14 protein-coding genes and 1 pseudogene are annotated in these 19,559 nt (G+C 44.2%); 13 read left to right on the top strand and 2 right to left on the bottom strand.

Annotated features, from left to right (window positions below; all coding sequences use genetic code 11):
- Positions 1-47: 47 nt before the first annotated feature.
- From ACYCS5_RS10900 to ACYCS5_RS10885, 4 genes are all read left to right on the top strand, one after another.
- Positions 48-1,373 (top strand): ABC transporter substrate-binding protein, encoded by a 1,326-nt coding sequence (locus tag ACYCS5_RS10900; protein ID WP_029519359.1) that lies wholly within the window; start codon positions 48-50, stop codon positions 1,371-1,373.
- Positions 1,374-1,432: 59 nt separating this feature from the next.
- A complete protein-coding gene (locus ACYCS5_RS10895) occupies positions 1,433-2,317 on the top strand; it encodes a carbohydrate ABC transporter permease (RefSeq protein ID WP_029519358.1) in 885 nt (294 codons plus the stop codon).
- Positions 2,317-3,144, top strand: coding sequence for a carbohydrate ABC transporter permease (locus ACYCS5_RS10890; RefSeq protein WP_029519357.1), 828 nt, complete (start codon positions 2,317-2,319; stop codon positions 3,142-3,144). The genes ACYCS5_RS10895 and ACYCS5_RS10890 overlap by 1 nt, the downstream gene beginning before the upstream one ends.
- Positions 3,145-3,227: 83 nt before the next feature.
- Positions 3,228-4,643, top strand: a complete 1,416-nt coding sequence (locus tag ACYCS5_RS10885; protein ID WP_029519355.1) for a glycoside hydrolase family 32 protein — start codon at positions 3,228-3,230, stop codon at positions 4,641-4,643.
- Between the two features lie 75 nt (positions 4,644-4,718).
- Here ACYCS5_RS10885 and ACYCS5_RS10880 read toward each other — a convergent pair whose 3' ends face one another.
- Positions 4,719-5,906 (bottom strand): macrolide family glycosyltransferase, encoded by a 1,188-nt coding sequence (locus ACYCS5_RS10880; RefSeq protein WP_029519354.1) that lies wholly within the window; start codon positions 5,904-5,906, stop codon positions 4,719-4,721.
- 199 nt (positions 5,907-6,105) lie between these two features.
- Between ACYCS5_RS10880 and ACYCS5_RS10875 the strand changes: the two genes are divergently transcribed.
- From ACYCS5_RS10875 to ACYCS5_RS10840, 8 genes are all read left to right on the top strand, one after another.
- Positions 6,106-6,300, top strand: a complete 195-nt coding sequence (locus tag ACYCS5_RS10875; RefSeq protein ID WP_016820419.1) for an H-type small acid-soluble spore protein — start codon at positions 6,106-6,108, stop codon at positions 6,298-6,300.
- A gap of 18 nt (positions 6,301-6,318) precedes the next feature.
- A complete protein-coding gene (locus tag ACYCS5_RS10870) occupies positions 6,319-6,489 on the top strand; it encodes a hypothetical protein (RefSeq protein WP_013373210.1) in 171 nt (56 codons plus the stop codon).
- Positions 6,490-6,741: 252 nt separating this feature from the next.
- On the top strand, positions 6,742-7,980 hold the full coding sequence (locus ACYCS5_RS10865) for a sensor histidine kinase (RefSeq protein WP_029519353.1): 1,239 nt from the start codon (positions 6,742-6,744) through the stop codon (positions 7,978-7,980).
- The gene (locus ACYCS5_RS10860; protein WP_029519352.1) at positions 7,977-8,627 is read left to right on the top strand and encodes a response regulator; all 651 of its coding nucleotides are present in this window, start codon (positions 7,977-7,979) and stop codon (positions 8,625-8,627) included. Before ACYCS5_RS10865 ends, ACYCS5_RS10860 begins: the two co-directional genes overlap by 4 nt.
- Before the next feature lie 172 nt (positions 8,628-8,799).
- Positions 8,800-10,221, top strand: coding sequence for an efflux RND transporter periplasmic adaptor subunit (locus ACYCS5_RS10855; RefSeq protein WP_165149524.1), 1,422 nt, complete (start codon positions 8,800-8,802; stop codon positions 10,219-10,221).
- Positions 10,218-13,328: an efflux RND transporter permease subunit gene (locus ACYCS5_RS10850; protein ID WP_459761034.1), complete on the top strand. Its 3,111-nt coding sequence runs from the start codon at positions 10,218-10,220 to the stop codon at positions 13,326-13,328. The genes ACYCS5_RS10855 and ACYCS5_RS10850 overlap by 4 nt, the downstream gene beginning before the upstream one ends.
- A 126-nt stretch (positions 13,329-13,454) precedes the next feature.
- Complete coding sequence (locus ACYCS5_RS10845) at positions 13,455-13,916, top strand: MarR family winged helix-turn-helix transcriptional regulator (RefSeq protein ID WP_029519349.1); 462 nt, start codon at positions 13,455-13,457, stop codon at positions 13,914-13,916.
- Positions 13,903-14,940, top strand: coding sequence for a threonine aldolase family protein (locus tag ACYCS5_RS10840; RefSeq protein ID WP_459761033.1), 1,038 nt, complete (start codon positions 13,903-13,905; stop codon positions 14,938-14,940). The genes ACYCS5_RS10845 and ACYCS5_RS10840 overlap by 14 nt, the downstream gene beginning before the upstream one ends.
- Before the next feature lie 222 nt (positions 14,941-15,162).
- Here the strand turns inward: ACYCS5_RS10840 and ACYCS5_RS10835 are convergent, their stop codons facing one another.
- Complete coding sequence (locus ACYCS5_RS10835) at positions 15,163-16,002, bottom strand: helix-turn-helix transcriptional regulator (RefSeq protein WP_023990412.1); 840 nt, start codon at positions 16,000-16,002, stop codon at positions 15,163-15,165.
- Between the two features lie 188 nt (positions 16,003-16,190).
- Between ACYCS5_RS10835 and ACYCS5_RS10830 the strand changes: the two are divergent.
- A pseudogene (locus ACYCS5_RS10830) lies at positions 16,191-19,498 on the top strand (pectinesterase family protein).
- Positions 19,499-19,559 lie beyond the last annotated feature (61 nt).

The raw sequence follows: 19,559 nt of genomic DNA, 5'->3' as shown, positions 1-19,559 counted from the left end.
TTTATTTAAGTGTTCAGAGCCATTATATAAATAAGGGGATGACAACAGTGAGTAAATTCAAAAGAGTTCAATGGATGGTAATGCTGCTTCTTTTAGTTATGGTGGTGTCTGCATGTGGTGGCTCCGGTGGAGAAGGTAATTCGGCTTCTGGAGGGGGATCAGGGGATTCGAAAAATGTGAAGATTACGCTTTTGAACTCCAAAGGCGAAATCCTTCCACAGCTGGAGGAAGCCGCTAAGGCCTTCCAGAAAGACAATCCGGGTATTACTGTTGAAATCCAGCCGGTTCCGACTGGTGGGTCGCCTTTTGAGCGTGCCTCCGCTTTGTACGCATCCGGAAACCCGCCGACCATGATCATGCTAGATACAGGTGATGTGGAGAAGTTCAAGGACCGTATCCTCGATCTGAGCGGAGAAAAGTGGAATAAGGACACAGTTGAAAACGCTACCACAGCTACGACGGTTGACGGCAAAAATTACGCGTTTCCGCTGGCTGTTGAAGGCTACGGATTCATTTACAACAAAGCCGTTGTAGATAAAGCGGTAGGCGGAAGCTTTGATCCTACCACAATTAAAACCCGAAATGACCTTGAAAAACTGTTTCAGCAAATTGAGGCATCTGGTAAGAAAGCATTGGTGATTTCACCAATGGACTGGTCTCTGGGCGCTCATTATTTGCCTCTTGCTTATGCAGGCCAGAACAAAGACATGGCTGAAGTGGACAAATTCATGGCGTCACTAAAAACGGGCCAGGCTAGCTTGGCTAATAATCCTGTATTTAACGGACTTATGGATACATTCGACCTCATGATGAAATACAACATCGATCAGGCTTCTCCGCTAGCAGGAGCTTATGAACGCGGACCGGAGCTGCTCGGCAAAGGTGAAGTTGGCATTTGGTTCATGGGCAACTGGGCATGGCCGCAAATCAACAGTTTTGATACGGCTAACAAAGAATATGGTTTCTTGCCTGTACCCATCAGTAACAATGCCGATGACTACGGCAATCAGGAGATTTCGTCCGCTGTATCCAAGCGCATTGTTATTGACAAGGAGAAGACTACTCCGGAACAGCAAGATGCGGCGAAGAAGTTCCTGAACTGGATCGTATATGATGAGAAAGGCCAGGATTTCCTCGTGAACCAAGCGAACATTATCCCGGCGTTCAAAAATATTACACTGCCTGCGGCCGACCCGCTTGGCAAGTCCATCCAGGATTATATTGCAAAAGGCAAGTCAGAGCAGTCGATGAGCATGCTGCCTGCGGACCACTGGTCTAAGACAGGATCTTCCATGCAAAAGTATCTGGCGAAACAGGGAGATCGTGCAACACTGGTTAAAGAAATCGAAAACTACTGGAAAACCGTTAAATAAGGTTGTTTTCAAATTACCTGGAATAGAGAGAGAAACCCGAAACAAAGGAAGGGATCATCATGATTACGGAAAAAGGAGTATGGAACCGGCTGCGGACGCGGCTACTGTTTACGGGCCCAACCTTGTTTGCCTTCATAACGGTAATGATTATTCCATTTTTGTATGGCATCTATCTGACGTTCACAAACTGGGATGGTATTTCCACCACACTATCGCTGGTAGGCATCCAAAACTATCTGGCTGTTTTTAGAGATATCGAGTTTTGGAAGTCATTCGGCTTGACGCTCAAGTATGTGTTTTATACCGTTGTTCTTATCAATGTGATCGCTTTTATGCTGGCTTATGTGCTGACTAAAGGGTTAAAAGGGCAGAGTATTTTCCGGGCAGGATTTTTCCTGCCCAACCTTGTCGGGGGCATTGTACTCGGTTTTATCTGGCAGTTTATATTCAACAACGTGCTTGTCTATTTGGGACAACATGCCAGTATACAGTCGCTCAGCACGACTTGGCTGGCTGATCCCGACAAAGCGTTCTGGGCACTCGTGATTGTAACGGTGTGGCAGAACGCGGGTTACATGATGGTCATTTACATCGCGGGATTGACGGGTGTGCCGAATGATATTATGGAGGCCGCAAGCATTGATGGGGCAAACAGCTGGACCAGACTGCGGAAAATGGTATTGCCCTTGATGGTTCCTTCTTTCATCGTATGTATATTTTTGTCCCTGCAACGCGGATTTATGGTCTATGACGTGAACCTTGCGCTCACGAAAGGTGGGCCGTTCAGCAGTACTCAAATGGTGTCGATGCATGTGTATGAAAAGGCATTCCTTTCCCGTGATTATGGTGTGGGGCAAGCAGAAGCATTCGTGTTGTTCCTGATGGTTGCTCTCATCACTCTGCTTCAGGTTTATTTTAGTAAGAAGTTGGAGGTGGAGGCGTAATGACAAGAAAAAGAGTTGCTTCCTCCGTAATCAAATTCATTGTGCTGACAGTCATACTCATATTGTTCATCGTACCGTTCGTCTTTCTGCTGATCAATTCGTTCAAAGAAAACATGGCCATCACCTCGAATCCGTTATCGCTTCCAGAGAGCTTCAGTATGGTCAATTATATGAATGCATTTGATAAAATGAATTACATCGCTGCCTTCACCAACTCATTGGTCATAACGGTGTTAAGTGTTCTGTTTATCTCACTGTTCGCGGCGATGACGGCTCATTATTTTGTCAGAAACAACACCAAGTTCAACCAATATACATTTATGCTGATGGTTGCATCCATGATCATTCCATTCCAGGCTATCATGATTCCATTGGTGAAAATCTACGGGTCACTTGATCTGCTGAACAGTAAGTGGTCGCTGATTTATATGTATATCGGTTTTGGTAGCTCGCTGGCCGTCTTCATTTATCATGGTTTCGTAAAGAGTATTCCAAAAGAACTGGAGGAAGCGGCGCTAATTGACGGCTGCACGCGGGTTCAAACATTCTTCCGGATCGTGTTTCCGGTACTGATGCCCACGACTGCCACCATTTCCATTCTCAATGTGCTGTGGATCTGGAATGATTTTCTGCTGCCTTCCCTCATTCTGGTCGATCCGGAGCAAAGGACACTTCCGTTGTCCACGTATAACTTTTATGGAACCTATACAGTGGATTATGGTCCATTGATGGCAAGTTTGGTACTGACGATATTTCCGATCATTATCATCTATCTGTTCGCCCAGAAGTATATTATTCAGGGTGTTATGCAAGGTTCGATTAAATAATTGTAGGAGTAGGATGCCTTATCAAACAGACTAGAACGTATACGAGAGAGCGTGCAGATCAATTTATTTCCCAATCGAAGCATATGCTTCGGCCGGATTATCGGCTGAACTACCATTTAATGGCTGAATTCGGCTGGATGAATGATCCGAACGGCTTCATTCAATATAACGGGCAGTATCACTTGTTCTATCAACATTACCCGTATAAATCAGTATGGGGACCGATGCACTGGGGACATGCAGTCAGCCGCGATCTTATGAAGTGGGATTATCTACCGGTCGCTTTGGCACCGGACGGCGAGTTCGACCAGGATGGCTGCTTCTCTGGCAGTGCGATAGAGCAGGACGGGAAGCTTGTCCTGATGTATACCGGACATGTTGTAACCGGGCCTGACAAGGATCAGGATTACAAGCAGTCACAAGGGATTGCAGTATCGGAGGACGGGGTGACATTCGAAAAGTGGGAGGGCAATCCGGTCATCGGTTATGACGCCGTACCGGACACGATCAGCCGTAAAGACTTCCGTGACCCTAAGGTGTTCAGGCACGAAGATCAATATTACGCCGTTCTTGGTTCTAATGATGCCCAAGGGAACGGACTTGTACTGCTTTATCGTTCTGAAGACCTGAAAAGCTGGACGTATGTCAATGTACTAGCCGTGAGTGACGGACGTTTCGGCGATAATTGGGAGTGTCCGGATTTGTTCCCGCTTGGCGGTCGGCACGTATTTATGCTGTCTCCACAGCGCATGCCCCCTCAGGGAGAAGCATACCGCAATCTGCATTCCACCATGTACGGTATAGGTGATTTCAATGCGGAGGCTGGAACATTTACGGCAGAGCGGTATGCTCAGGTAGATCACGGATTCGATTTCTATGCCCCGCAGTCAACCTTGGATGATAAAGGGCGGCGAATCGTCATCGGATGGATGGATATGTGGGAGTCGGAGATGCCGACCCAGCAAGGGCACCATTGGGCGGGTGCAATGAGTCTTCCGCGGGAAGCGGTTATCGACCACGACAGATTGCTGTTCCGTCCGCTTGAAGAGGTGGAAAATTACCGATCCAATCTGTTCGAACAGCGGGATATCTTGCTGACAGGCGAGCAGATCATGGAAACGTTCGGAGATAGCTACGAACTGAAGGCGGTATTTGAGTTCGAAGCCAGTAACACCAATGAATTCGGCTTGAAGCTGCGAGTGGGCGACGAAGAGGAGACTGTACTCTCGTATCGTCCCGATGACGGTCTGTTCCGTTTTAACCGTGAGCGTGCAGGTATAGGCCCGGGCGGAGAGAGAAGAGTGCCTTTAAACTTAAACGAGGGCCGTCTGGAGCTTCGGATTTTTGTCGATAAAAGCTCGGTGGAAATATTCATCGGCGACGGTGAATACGTCCTCACAGGAAGAGTGTATCCGGGAGCAGAATCTACAGGCATTCGAGCGTTCACGAGCGGAAAGTGTACGATGGCTTCGTTTCAGAAGTGGGATATCTCCACATAGAAATGCATGATAAACAGGAACCCGACCCTTGATGGTCAGGGCTCCTGTTTTTTTGTAGAATTGTAATCGTGTGATTTACACAAGCTTATTTTGAAGATAGGCATCAATTTTTGCGAGGGCTTCTTCTGTACCGCCAGATTGCTGGAAGCTATCATTTATTTTTTGTACGCCCTCTTTATACGTTGCGTTCGACAGTACCTCATGTACGGCATCTCTTAACGATTGTACATTGATGTGGTCTTTGGTTATTCGATAGCCAGCTTGAAGTTCTGTTAACCGCTGCGCGACCATGGGCTGATCCTTGTCCTGCGGCAGTACAACCAAGGGTACGTTAAAGTGAATTCCTTCATTTACACTATTCATTCCACCATGAGTAATAAACACATCTGAATGACGTAATACCTCCAATTGGGGAACATAGGGCGAGATGATAAAGTGCTCTGGCGCCGGATTGATTTTCGTAAAGTCAGCTTTCTCGCCAGCTGCAATCACGACGATACCTTCAAAATCGGAAAAAGCTTCAATACAGGTGTTAAAAAAGTCTTCAGTATGGTCCAGAACAGTTCCCATCGAAATATACAAAACCTTTTTATCCTCTAGTCTGTCCAGTGGAAATGAATTTTCCCCTTTACGTTCTGGAAAGCTGGGACCAATAAAGAGATTCTCGTCACCATACTGTTCACCGTCTGGTTGGAAATATCGACTGGTATATACAACATTCAAAGCCCCTGTATTGCTCATAAATTGAACCATATTTTCGGGAGCAACACCGAACCTTTCTTTCATGAGCTGCAGTGAGGTCGTGGCATGTTCATCAAGTTGAAACGGCTCCTTTTCATTAAAGCGAAAGAGATTGGTAGCCATCCGATTCTGTGAAATCAGAAAAGATGGGGAGGAAGCAATACCAGGGATTTTCAAATAGTCTCTAACTAACTCGCCAGCTCCGAATCTATCATAGAATACAAAGTCAAAATCAATGCTTTTAGACAGTTGCTGAGTAATTGCTAATATGTCCAGCGAAGTCTGAATATGAATTTTCATAAATGCACTCAACCCATCCGGAGTATTGGAATCAATAGAAGCGGTCCTGACCAGATCAGAATGCAGGTGAACCTTCGCTCCAACTGCTTCGAGTCTGTCCTTGTATTTCTCAGTTGTAATGTAATGTACTTGGTCCCCTCGTGCTGCAAAGGCTTGCGTCATCCCAATCGTAGGGTTCACATGTCCTTCTGCCGGAAAGTTAACCATTAATATGTTTAACATTCATCATTACTCCTTTTCTCTACAATTAAGATTGCAGTTTTCACTGAATCTCTCAATCCATAATAACAATAATATTTATTTTTTCAAATGATATCCTTTCAAGATCGTGAAACACATGTTGGCATGAAATATGTATAACAAATATTTACCTCGTGCATAGTAAGGGGGAACTCTACTTAGCAAGGGAGGTTTTTTCTAAGTGAATGTTCAAAGAGCGCAAGAAATAGCGTCTTCTTCCATAATGGCGAATGTGTTGTGTGATGGGCTACCCATTTATATTCAGCATGTGAATGAACAGCGTGAGACGGCACGGATCTATGCGCTGAACAACCCGGAAGAAGAACGGGAAGTACCTTTGTACGCGTTAACAGAACGAGATCAGACCCTTGAATAGAAAGGAGCGACGTGAAAAATGAAACCGAACCAACAGAAAGAGATTGAGGCAGATCGTTTGAACTTTCGTGATCAGACGGATGATGTGGTCAGAGAAGTACCGGCCACAACGGATGCCAGCGAAGCTGTTGCAGCAATGACTTCACATATCAATAAATACGATGTACCAGATGAGTTGGAAGAAGAATAGTAAGTGGTCAAGCGCGCACAGGATAACCTGCTGCGTGCTTTTTATATGACGCATAACTTGGATGGTATCAAACAAAAAGTATTCAATGCCCAAACGTACAAGTGAAGCTGCCCATGTGTACGTTTTTTTCTTTTCGTTTTTTTGTAAAATAATATATAAATGATTTCTGTTCAAACTAAATGGACTAGGCCGTCATAGTGCCATTATCTCTATTAAGTCGAAAAGCCGAATTTAGAATTGTAGGAGGGAATTATGAACGATGAATTCAATGTACAGGTCCAGAATGTAGATCCGGAAATAAGTGAAAGTGAAGGTGAATTTGAGAAGAAAGATATTTCAAAAGTATTAACTATAATATGGATTTTTATAATTTATAGTGAGTCTGTCATTCTTCAACATTTGTCTAGTGGTCTAAATCTGCTGCAAAGTGTCTTATTTACTGTAATCGTCATATTACACATCCTCTTGTACTTGCATGCTCAAAGAGTTGCAAAATATTTTTCATGGGCTTATTTTGTTGTGCAAGGGGGATTGATCTTTTCAAGTGCATTTCTTCTACCTGACAGTTTCTCCATTGTGCTGGTTGGGTTAATGCCAATTTTGGTGGGTCAGAGTATAGGTATTTATTACAAGCCGCTTAAGGTCATTCTTGTATTTTTGATTTCCTATGTACTTTTTTGTGTGGCTGTAGTCTGGCATAATGATGGCAGGCAATTTGTATTGTTCATCCCGCTATTTTTTCTCATTGCAGTTGTTATAGTAGCTTATGCCATTCTTTTTCTCAAACAAGTTCAAGCACGAATCCGAACGCAAAACGTTCTTAAAGAACTTGAAATCGCACATCAAAAGGTCGAAGAACTTACAATCGCTAACGAACGACAACGTATGGCCCGTGATCTTCATGATACGCTGGCGCAGGGACTTGCTGGGCTAATCATGCAACTTGAAGCCATTGATGCTCATCTGACAAAAGGAAGTACGCAAAGAGCTCAGGAGATCGTCCAACAATCGATGTCACAAGTGCGAAGAACATTGTCTGATTCAAGGCGAGCTATAGACAATCTGCGTTCAAAAACCATCTCGGAAGTTGATTTTGCAGAAGCCGTGGAGGAAGAAATACAGCGATTCACAATGGCTACGAGCATTCGTGTAATCCGCAACATCAAAATTAAAGCTTCGGTTCCCAGACTGGTGTTCGAACATGGATTGTTTATTATAAGCGAGTGTTTAACCAACGTAGCGAAGCATTCACATGCGAATACTGTATGGATAAGTATTTTGGATAACGAAGGCAAGATTGAAATCGAGATTCGTGATGATGGAAAAGGATTTGATACGGATATTATTGCCAAGCAAACAGGGCATTACGGAATAATAGGTATACATGAACGTGTACGGATGCTGGGTGGAAAAATCAATATCAGCAGTATATTTCAAGAAGGTACGGCTATAAAAATAGAGGCGCCTCTTACTAAAGGAGACCTATTATGAAATACAAGGTTTTAATCGTCGATGATCATTGGGTAGTTAGAGAAGGATTAAAGCTGGTGCTGGAGACCCATGACAGCTATGAAGTGATTGGTGAGGCTGGAGAAGGTGTAACGGCTCTTAAATTGATCGAAGAACTTCAGCCGGATGTCATCCTGTTGGATTTATATATGCCGCAAATGAGTGGTTTGGAAACCATGAAGGCCCTCAGAGAAAAACAAAATGAAACGCCAGTCATTATCCTGACGACCTATAACGAAGATGATTTAATGATTAAAGGACTCTCTTTGGGAGCAAAAGGATATTTGTTGAAAGATACCAGTCGGGAAAACCTATTTCGCACGATTGAGTCTGCGCTAAGGGGTGAAACGCTGCTTCAGCCAGAAATAACAGCAAGGGTATTTGCTGCCACGAATAAGAGAGAAGCTGAGGCAAAGTCACATGAAAGAAACTTAGTTCTGACTGATAAGGAAAGACATATATTAAAGTCTGTTGCACATGGTTTTAAAAGTAAGGAAATTGCGTTTGATATGGGAATTTCCGAGCGTACCGTAAAGGCACATTTAACGAATATTTATAACAAGCTTGGTGTTGATTCCAGATCTGAAGCCGTTGCTGTTTCGTTGGAACGTGGTATTTTACAGCTTTAGAAATAATAACTGAAAATATGTTATTTATTTGCCCAGTCGTACATAAGGTGCTTGCCCCTTTGTACGATTTTTTTGTTTGTTCATTGTTATAACATGAAAAAAGGATGAAAAAGTTTACTTGACCCACGGGTTGCTGATAGCACCTTTAGAAGAGAGAATCAGGGAGGATGACATGAAGTTGAAGAAAAAAGGAATTAGGATAATGATTGCAGGGGTTGCATTAGCTATCGTAGCTTCCGGTTGCTCCAGTGCAACGGAGAACTCTGTAACAGAAGCCAGTCACCCGGTGAAAGTGGAGAAACTTGCAATGAAACCTTTGGCCAATGATTTTAATTTGGCGGGGACATTGCAGGCAAGTAATGAGGCCAATGTTTCCTTTGAAGCGGATGGACGTATATTGAGCACTATGGTTGAGGTTGGGGATTCAGTAGAAAAAGGGAGTGTCCTTGCGAAGCTAGATACATCCAATTACCAGTTGCAGCTGGATCGGGCAAAGGCAACCATGGAAAAGGCAAAGGCTGGTGTTAGCCAAGCGGAGGCTTCTGTCCAATCGGCACAGGCGGGCATTCATAGTTCGCAATCCCAGGTCAATGCGGCCCAATCGAAATTGCAGGAATTGAACAATGGCGCCAAAAAGCAGGAGATAGCACAGTCTCAAAATGCGGTTACTGTAGCAACTAATAATTATAACAAGAAGAAAGCGGATGCCGCACGCTCCCAAAGTCTATTCCAGGCAGGTGCGGTATCTTTAACGGAAAATGAGAATGCGCAGCTGGAATTAGCAAACGCACAAAAAAGCTTAAGTGATGCGCAAGAGAAATTGTCTCTTTTGCTTGCAGGGGCATCCCAGGAACAGCGTGCCCAAGCTTCGGCCGGCGTAGATCAGGCCAGAGCAGGGCTGGAATCGGCTAGGGCTACTATACAACAAGGGCTAGCCAGTAAAGCTCAGGCACAGGCTACCTATGAGGATGCATTGGCTGCTTATGAACAGTCATCCTTGTCACTGAAAAAAGCGACTTTAACCTCCCCGATCACTGGTGTTGTGATTGAAAAAAAGATATCTGATGGTCAACTGGGCTCCAGTGGAAGTGAGGCATTTGTTGTCGGAAATATCAAGACTTTAAAAGTACTCCTCCCCGTACCAGACAGTGAAATCTTATCGTGGAAGAAAAACCAAAAAGTTAATATATCTCTCTACGATGAAATGAGAACAGGAACCGTCACCCAGATCTATCCATCGACGAACTCCAAAACGGGAAGCATCAATGTGGAAGTTAGCATTCCCAATCCCGAACTGAATTGGAAACCTGGTCAAGTCATCAGCGCATCTAAAAGCATAAATCAAAACGAAGCGCTTTTAGTGCCCGTAGAGGCCGTAATTAGTACGGGAAATGATCCTTATGTCTTTAAAGCTGTAAATGGAAAAGCTGTTAAAACACCGATTAAACTGGGGAAAGTGACTAATAATCAGCTCGAAGTGGTCTCTGGGCTACAGGCAGGCGATCAAATCGTTACGCAAGGAGCAGGAACCTTATTTAATGGTGATTTACTTGGGAATGGTGTACCTGGGAAATCGGAGGAGTCGTCCGAATGATTAAATATATCGTTAAAAAGCAAAAAATTACACTCATTTTCTTCGCCATGTGCATTGTGCTAGGGCTCTACAATTTTACATCGTTACCTAAACAGGAGCAGCCTGATGTTATTCCCTTGTCAGCCAGTGTTACAACCATCTATCCAGGCGCTTCACCTGAAAGAATCGAGCAAACCATTACTAAGGTCATGGAACAGAAAATTAAAGCCGTACAAGGTGTCAAAACGATTTCTTCCACTTCATCTAAAGGACAATCTAGTATAATGATAGATGCTTTTGAAGATGCGGACCCGACAAAGGTGTGGGCTGATCTTCGTACAAAGGTACAGGATGCACAGTCTGAGCTTCCAGCAGATGCGATGCAGCCCATTATTAATGATAGCATGACAAGCTCTTTCATTGGTTCATACGCGATTACTTCTGATAAAATTGAGAATTTATACGCGTTAAATGAATTGATGAACAAATGGAAAGATCAATTAAAAACGGTCTCGGGTGTTTCGCAAGTTAATATTCAAGGAATACCAGATCAAGAAGTACGAATTAGTTTAGACACACAAAAGATGCAACAATATAACATCTCCTGGGAGCAGGTTGTTCAAGCAATCAAAAATGAGAATGAGAGAGTTCCTACAGGAAGTATGGATTTCAATGAGCGTACTTATCAGCTGACGGTAAATGCCTCTACGGATCCATCTATCCTAAATAACGTCCAGATTTCAAGCAATGACGATGGATACCCGATATCTCTGAAGGATGTAGGGACAGCCTCACTTGTTTTTAAAAAAGCGACTAGTTATACGTATGTGAATAACAAGCCTGCTATTTCGATCAGTGTGAGCGGAGATACAGGCACAGACGTGCCAACGGTATCTAAAGCGACAACAGCCAAAATCAATGAACTTGTGAGCGGTTTGCCGAAGAATGTACATTTTGAACTACTTTTTGCGCAAAATGATCGAGTCGATGAAATGTTTGGAAACCTGACCAAAGAGATGATCATCGCTATTATATCGGTCATTGTTATATGTACATTAGGTTTGAATTTGCTGACTTCAGCATTTGTGGCCTTAGCCATTCCTGTTTCCATCGCCATTGGCTTTATCTTCTTGCCCACAACAGGAATCACGCTGAATCAAATTTCAGTCATCGGATTAATCATCGTATTAGGGATATTGGTTGATGATGCCGTCGTGGTCAATGACAACATTGAACGCCGACGCTCTGAATTTGGGGAAGATGCTACGGAGGCGGCCATTAAAGGGACGAAAGAGGTATCCTTATCGATCATTACAGCTACGCTAGCTACGGTTGCGGCATTTGCCCCGCTTTTATTCCTGCCGGGCACTATTGGTGACTTTATTAAACCGATACCTACCGTTATTTCGTTAACGATGCTGGCTTCCATGATTATGTCGTTAACAATTATTCCTATTTTCCGTCAATGGTACGATCAACGTCGTAAAGGAAAAGAGAGTAGTAAGACAGTTAAGCCACCTGGACTTCTGGGGAATCAAATACAATCTCTATCCAATGTGTACTCTAAAAACTGGATGCCTAGAATACTGCGACGTCCACTGTTAACAGCGCTTATTGGTCTTATGATGGGTACAGCAGCTTATGGACTACTTGCTGTTGTTCCCATTGAATTATTTCCGGATTCCGATCAAGCGGATGCCACGATTAGTGTAACGATGCCAGAAGGAACGTCGTTGCAGGCAACCAATCAAGTTGTAAACGAGATTGGGAGCTGGGTCAAAAAACAGCCAGAAACAGAGCGGCTGGCGGCAACGGCAGGTGGAGGAGCGCCTCAGCTGTATAGTGATGTTGCAGGCGGTCATGGCTCTGGGGGAGCGGTCAACGGCCAAATTGCTGTCGTTGGAAAAGAGGGGCTATTTGATCTCAAAAAAACAGTAGATAACTGGACCCATACGCTACAAGCTAAATATCCATCTGCATTAATCAGCATTCGTGTTCCCCAATTAGGTATTCCGGTCGGCAGTGCGGTGTCTATCCGTATTAAAGGAGAAGACATTGATAAGCTGCAAAACATGACAACTAAAGTCAAAGAAATGGTTGCGGGGACACCCGGAGCTGTAGATGTGACCGATAATATGGGTATGCAAAGCTATAATCTGAATTTCCAAATCAATCAGCAAGCCTTGGATAAATATCAGGTTAGCTATTCCGATTTAACGCGTACTTTGCTATTAATGGGTGACGGGGTGAATGTAACGGATTTTGACACGGGTAAGGAATTGCTTGATGTCAATATATACATGAACAAACCAAACCAAGATCCTGAGGTATTATTCCAACAATTAAGTGTGAACAATGCGGCACGGGAGCAAATACCTTTATCCCAATTAGCCACGATGAAACCGGACTTTTCCATCCAACAAATCCACCGTTATGATCTGGAACGGACGGTAACGATCTCAGCCAATGGTAACGGGCGTACGGCTACAGAACTCACTAATGATATCCGTAGCAAACTTACAAATACCCAGTTTGAACCAGGCTACACCTGGGAGATGGGAGGGGAAACATCTGCGCAGTCTGATATGTTTAAGGACTTGGGCAAATTAGCTGTTATTGTTATTTTCCTTATTCTCCTCTTGATCACCATGCAGTTTTACTCGGTGTCCACACCACTCATTATTATGACTACCGTTTATCTGGCAGCGGCAGGGGGAATCCTTGGAAGTTTTATTTCAGGGATGCCCATTGGATTCATGAGTATTATGGGGATCATTTCACTTGCTGGTATCGTCGTGCGTAACGGTATCGTGCTGATAGAGTTTATTGAAGATGCACGGCGTGAAGGCGCTGATTTAACAGACGCCATTCTAATGGCATGCTCTGCCCGTTTCCGTCCGATCTTGCTTACTTCGCTAACTGCCATTGTGGGTATGATTCCTATTGCCACAATAGGGGAGATCTTGTTCAAACCGTTGGCAACAACCATTATTTTCGGACTGATTTTTTCAACTATTTTAACATTGTTTGTAGTTCCGACGCTGTATATGGTCGTAGCTCATCTGAAGCTGAAACGGAAGCATAAGAAGCAAAAGGCTATAAATAGCGATAGTTCATTGAACTTGTAGGTAAATATATAATACAGGATCGTACATTAGGCGAGAGTCTTAATGTACGGTTTTTTTATTTCATTGACATAGTCCACAAAAATCTTTACTATAATTGTTGCAAAAGTCCACTAAATAGGGGGAGTTATGGTCAATATAGATGCTAATATCATAGCGGATATGAGGCGTTTTAATCGGTTCTATACGAATATACTGGGTGTTTTGGATAGACATGTGCTGGATAGCGGATATTCCTTTACCGAGGCCCGTGTCATTATAGAGATCGGGTTGATCGAGCCATGTATAGCGAATACTTTAGTCGAATCTCTTAAAATTGATCGCAGCTATATGAGTAGGATCATTGCTAAATTTTGCAAAGAGGGCTTTCTTGTTAAGGAAAATTCAACGTTGGATAATAGAACAAATCTGATTCGTTTGACTCCTAAAGGAAAGGCGTTCTTTAACCAATTGAATGAAAGGTCTGATGAACAAATTCTAAAATTAGTTCAAGGACTCTCAGAAGAAGAGATAAAAGAATTACATGCTTCTATGTTGTTAATTCAGAAGAAATTGGATAATTTGGAGAGGATACAGAATGATACGATTTGAATGCGACTATACCGAAGGTGCCCATGAGCGCATATTAAAGCGACTACTGGAGACGAATGATGAACAAACTCCAGGTTATGGTGTGGATGATCATTGTGAAAAAGCTAGAGCATATATTAAAGAAGCATGTGACTCCCCAAATGCGGATGTACACTTTTTGGTTGGAGGTACACAGACCAATACCACTGTTATTTCTTCTATTCTGCGTCCGCATCAAGGCGTCGTTGCGGCAGTGTCGGGACATGTTGCGGTTCATGAAACCGGAGCGATTGAAGCTGTTGGACATAAAATACTTACTTTGCCAAGCGGAGATGGGAAGATCCGGGCCGAGCAGGTACAAGATTTGTATGACGCTCACTGGAATGATGCCGCTCCTGAGCATAGTGTACAGCCCGGGATGGTTTATATTTCCCAACCTACTGAGAATGGAACGATCTATAGCAAAGCAGAGCTGGAAGCATTAAGTAGAGTCTGTCAAGAATGTGGTTTACCACTGTTCATAGATGGAGCCCGATTGGGCTATGGCTTGGTGGCCGAAGATAGCGATGCATCTTTAGCGGATATAGCACAGCTTTGCGATGTGTTTTACATTGGCGGGACAAAAATTGGAGCATTGATGGGAGAAGCCGTAGTCATTCTAAATGATACATTGAAAAAAGATTTCCGATATATGATCAAGCAAAAAGGGGGGCTGCTGGCTAAGGGAAGAATGTTGGGCATTCAATTTGAAACTTTGTTTGAAGACGGTTTATACGTTGAAATCTCCAAACATGCGATAGACATGGCCATGCTGCTTCAAAACGGATTATCTGAGCAAGGTTTTTCTTTTCAATACCGTTCTACAACCAATCAGCAGTTTCCGATTTTACCAGATCGTATACTAAAAGCATTGAGTGAAAAATATACTTACTCCTTTTGGGAAAAGGTTGATGATACACATAGTGCAGTTCGATTCTGTACCAGTTGGGCTACGAAGAAAGAAAATGTTGAAATGCTGATTCAGGATATTAAAGCATTGCAATAAAAGTCATAGAAAGAGTAATTTATAATTTTAAAGATGGAGAATGACTATGTAAAAGCCATACTTCGGTGCACGCATTGCAGCGAAGTATGGCTTTTTTGTGCATTTTACTTATTCCAACGCGGCTTGTATTTAGTTCCATGAAAGAGCAAGTGGATATAAAAATGGAAAAACAAGACAAGAGCGGAGGTATAAAATTGGCGTCTAATTCTTTACACTGAATATCTACCGAACCTGCTTGCGGTACTGAAGAGGAGAGAGCCCAGTTATTTTTTTAAAGATTTTATTAAAGTGGGAAGCATGACCGAACCCGACATCCTCTGCAATATGCTGGATTTTGTCTTTGGTGGTTCGAAGTCTGGTTTGGGCCGCCCTGACCCGCACTACGCGGATGTATTCGCTGAAATGAAAACCAGTCAACTTTAGAAAGATACGGCTTAGGTAAGCTGGACTAATGAAAAAGCAGGCAGCCACTTGTTCGAGAGTTAACGGTTCATTGTAATGATCCTGAATAAAAGAAGAAATTTCCGTGATTTTCTGATGCATGGGATGAGAGGAGACAGGTTCACTACGCTCGATTGCTTCCGATCGGTGCACCAGGATAAGCATTTCCAGCAGTAAATGCTGTACGCAACGGTCATGCAGAGGCTGCTTATTCCTGCATTCGGTATTCATCTGTAGGAATAAACGTTCAACCTCCACTTGCTCTCTCGCAGGTAAGCGAAGTAACGCGGATTGCTGGTATGGCGGCAGGTCAAGAATGTCATGATCCTGCTGTGGGAGAAACGTCGGAGAAAAATGAATCAAAATGCGCTCTGTTTCCTGCAATTGCGTACTGGCGGTAGAGTGCAAGTCGTGAGGAAGGATGAATATCAGATCCCCCTTGCGAGCGGTGTATACCTTGCCATTCATAAAATAGATGCGTTCGCCTCGCAGTAAGAGATACAGCTCATAGTTCTCGTGGACATGGGGCCGGGGCATAACTGTGAAACCGGTACGATAGATGTGATGAATGGAGAATTGTTGTTCGCCAATGACATATTTATCTTCTTTCATTTCATTCATGTGCTTCTTCCTTTGCAAATTAAGATAAGTAAGCGCATTCATACATCAACAGTATATATGACAACCTGCCAATGATAAAAGCAGAAAAGATTGATGAAAGGAGGTGAAGGCGCTTCTGAACGTCTCGGATCGTGTTTTTATAAAAATATGCGCTGATGTGGAAGAAAATCTTAGGGAGGAAACAGAATATGAGCAAGCAGCGTACATGGAAAAAGGTGCTATGTAACGTGGTTGTGGGTTCATTGTTGTTGACCTTGTGCCCGCCACTAATCCAAGCGGAGACTGCGGTAGGAACAGAGAACGCAAAGGGGGCAAAAGTGGCGACGGATATTCCGGCGTTTCCGGGGGCTGAGGGTGGCGGTAAATATGTTACCGGTGGACGCGGAGGTGAAGTGTATGAGGTTACCACGCTGGCAGACTACGGCAAAGGGGAGCAGATCATTCCCGGATCTTTTCGCGCAGCGGTCAGCTCCGATAATCGGACGGTCGTATTCCGGGTGGGTGGAACGATTCATCTCAAGGAGCCACTTAAAATCTTGGGAAACAACCTGACGGTTGCGGGTCAGACAGCTCCTGGCGACGGTATAACTGTAAGCGATTACACAACAGGGATTGATGCAGATAACGTCATTCTCCGTTACCTGCGTTTCCGATTGACCGACCGTTACCCCAGTGAGGATGACGCGTTAGGAGCCAGATACCATAAAAATATAATGATTGATCACTGTTCCTTTAGCTGGTCGGTGGATGAGGTACTGAGCCTGTATGACAACGTCAATACAACGGTACAATGGTCTATTGCGTCGGAGAGTATGCTAATGACCACGCACCAGAAAGGTCGCCACGGCTATGGCGGCATATGGGGCGGACGAAATTCCACCTATCATCATAACTTGTTAGCTCACAATGCAAGCCGTAATCCGCGTTTTCCAACCGATAAAAAACAAATCGACGCTGTGGAAATGACCAATAATGTCATTTATAACTGGGGATTTTTCTCCTCATACGGCGGTGGTGAAGGATCGTATAATGTGCTAAATAACTATTATAAGTATGGCCCTAACACATATCAGGACGTTCGCGGACAAATCTTTGTGGACGTGGGTAGTAAAAAATATAAAACACGCATCTTTATTGGTGGTAACTATATGTACGGCAATGACTCGGTTACGAAAGACAACTGGCAGCTTGGAACATCCATTGGGTCCATTATTGATCCGTCCACCCGTTTGGCGGAGCCGATTGAAGTCAGAGGGGAATACGACAACGGAATCTCACCCGATGCGTACGGTCCATATCAAGCGACAGATGCACAAACCGCATATACGGAGGTGCTTGCCGGCTCAGGAGCCACGCTGCCAAGAAGAGATGCGGTGGACGCCCGAATTATGAATGATGTGAAGAATGGAACGGGTGCATTTATTAACTCTCCGCGTGAAGCAGGGTGGATTTATGACGATTCTAACGTAACGACGACGGAGCTTTCTGACAGTGACCATGATGGAATGCCGGATGAATGGGAACGTGCCCATGGGCTGGACCCCAATAATGCAGATGATCGTAACGGTCAGGGGCTTGCCGGCACAGGGGCGTATGCTCATTTTGCCAAGGGTTATACGAATCTGGAGGTCTATTTAAATGATCTTATTGAGAAGCTGTCGAATGGAAATGAGGTGAATAATCCAGAGGCTGTCGTTCAGGTGTCGGATGCAAACGGACGTTCACTAAAGCATAACGATATTTTGGAAGCAGGCGGGATGCGACCATAACAGCAACAGCCAAGGACAAAGATGGTATTGCTCATGTTGAATTTATCATTGACGGCAAACTCGCTGGAAAAGTAGAGACTGCGCCTTATCAAATGAATTGGAACCATGTGATGGACGGGACCCATTATATTATTGTACGGGTGACCGACCGCAAGGGGAATGCTGCATTTTCCAATCCTGTTACCATTCATGTCAATACGACTGCGCCGTCGGGAAGTTGGCTCAGCGAAGAGATTGGCTCTGAGGGCAACGATGGTTATATAAAAGGGCATACACAGGTCTTAAAAGAAGATGCAAGCGGCAGCAGTATAAGACTGAAGTCAGCGGGAGACGTTGACGGTAAGGCAGATATTTTCCATTATGCTTATCAAAAATGGGAAGGTGACACTGAAATTACAGCCCGTGTGGAACATATTACCCCAGTGGATGATAATGCCGAAGCGGGTGTAATGATTCGTGAATCGCTGAAGCCTGGATCAAAAATGGCTTTTATGTCTTTAGCATTTGTTAAATATGGTAAACTGGGTATTCTTATCAGTCGTGATCAAACGGAGGGTAAGACGAAACGTGCGTCAATGGAGACGTTTATTACAACGCCATATTCGGTTCGTCTGGTACGACAAGGACCAAAGGTTACCGGCTGGGTGTCCGCAGATGGTGTGACGAACTGGGAGAAGGTTGGTGAAACGGTTATAGATGTGCCGGATCATCAACCGCTATTGTTCGGGTTGGCTACTGATGCATCCAAACCACAAAACGATGTATGGAATTACAATACGTCGGAATTCAGCCATGTCACCATCCGCAACCTGACAGATTCAGGAGGAACTCATCCCACTAGTGTGGTGGTAGCGACCTATGGTCCTGCTGACTTTACATCTCTCCAGGCAGCTATTGACGCAGTCCCTGACGACAGCAATACAAGGACAGTTATCCATCTCAAAAATGGTACGTATCGTGAGAAAATAAAGGTGAATTCCTCTAAGAAAAACCTGAGTATTATCGGAGAAGATCGGGATAAAACGATCATTGCTTTTGATGATACGGCCAAAACCGTGGTGGATGGAAAAGAATTAGGAACAAGCAACAGCTATACCATGCGTGTGCAAAGTCCTGATTTTGTGTTGGAGAATGTCACGGTTGCCAATACAGAAGGAACCGGGCAGGTGCAGGCTGTAGCGTTATATGCCGAAGGCGATCGTGGTAAGTATCACAATGTCAAAATTACCGGCCTACAGGATACGTTGCTTGTGAACCGTGGCAGACAGTATTTCAAGGACAGCTACATCAGTGGCAGTGTAGATTTTATATTTGGCAATGCACCCGCTGTGTTTGATAACTCGATCATACACAGCCTGCGTGCTGGATATGTGACAGCAGCTTCAACAGAAGAGAACAAGCTGGGATTTGTATTTATTCAATGTCGTCTGACAACAGAAAATGGCTTAACAGGCAAGGTGGATCTCGGACGGCCATGGCGCCCTTACGCTCATGTTACTTTTTTGAAGACCTATATGGATGACCATATCAAGCCGGGCGGCTGGAATAATTGGGGCAAGGAATCCAATGAGCAGACCGCAAGATTTGGAGAGTTTGATAACTTTGGACCAGGTGCAGGAAGTAGCGAACGTGTACCTTGGGCCAAACAGCTTACTGCCGATGAAGCAAGCCAGTACACCGTTGAAGCTGTTCTGAGTGGACCAGATCATTGGGATTGGCGTCTTTAAATTTGATGTTCAGTGGTTAAGCGGGGCAAGCGCTTCTAGCGTTCAGCCTCGCTTATTTCTA

It is taken from the genome of Paenibacillus sp. SEL3, from assembly GCF_054602585.1.
This window is presented reverse-complemented; position numbering and strand designations above follow the sequence as displayed.

Coding starts and splice junctions, on each gene's coding strand:
- ACYCS5_RS10880 (WP_029519354.1), bottom strand. CDS start 5,906: ATGTTAAACATATTAATGGTTAACTTTCCGGCAGAAGGACATGTGAAC.
- ACYCS5_RS10870 (WP_013373210.1), top strand. CDS start 6,319: ATGAAACCGAACCAACAGAAAGAGATTGAGGCAGATCGTTTGAACTTT.
- ACYCS5_RS10850 (WP_459761034.1), top strand. CDS start 10,218: ATGATTAAATATATCGTTAAAAAGCAAAAAATTACACTCATTTTCTTC.
- ACYCS5_RS10890 (WP_029519357.1), top strand. CDS start 2,317: ATGACAAGAAAAAGAGTTGCTTCCTCCGTAATCAAATTCATTGTGCTG.
- ACYCS5_RS10845 (WP_029519349.1), top strand. CDS start 13,455: ATGGTCAATATAGATGCTAATATCATAGCGGATATGAGGCGTTTTAAT.
- ACYCS5_RS10840 (WP_459761033.1), top strand. CDS start 13,903: ATGATACGATTTGAATGCGACTATACCGAAGGTGCCCATGAGCGCATA.
- ACYCS5_RS10835 (WP_023990412.1), bottom strand. CDS start 16,002: ATGAATGAAATGAAAGAAGATAAATATGTCATTGGCGAACAACAATTC.
- ACYCS5_RS10885 (WP_029519355.1), top strand. CDS start 3,228: ATGCTTCGGCCGGATTATCGGCTGAACTACCATTTAATGGCTGAATTC.
- ACYCS5_RS10865 (WP_029519353.1), top strand. CDS start 6,742: ATGAACGATGAATTCAATGTACAGGTCCAGAATGTAGATCCGGAAATA.
- ACYCS5_RS10860 (WP_029519352.1), top strand. CDS start 7,977: ATGAAATACAAGGTTTTAATCGTCGATGATCATTGGGTAGTTAGAGAA.
- ACYCS5_RS10895 (WP_029519358.1), top strand. CDS start 1,433: ATGATTACGGAAAAAGGAGTATGGAACCGGCTGCGGACGCGGCTACTG.
- ACYCS5_RS10855 (WP_165149524.1), top strand. CDS start 8,800: ATGAAGTTGAAGAAAAAAGGAATTAGGATAATGATTGCAGGGGTTGCA.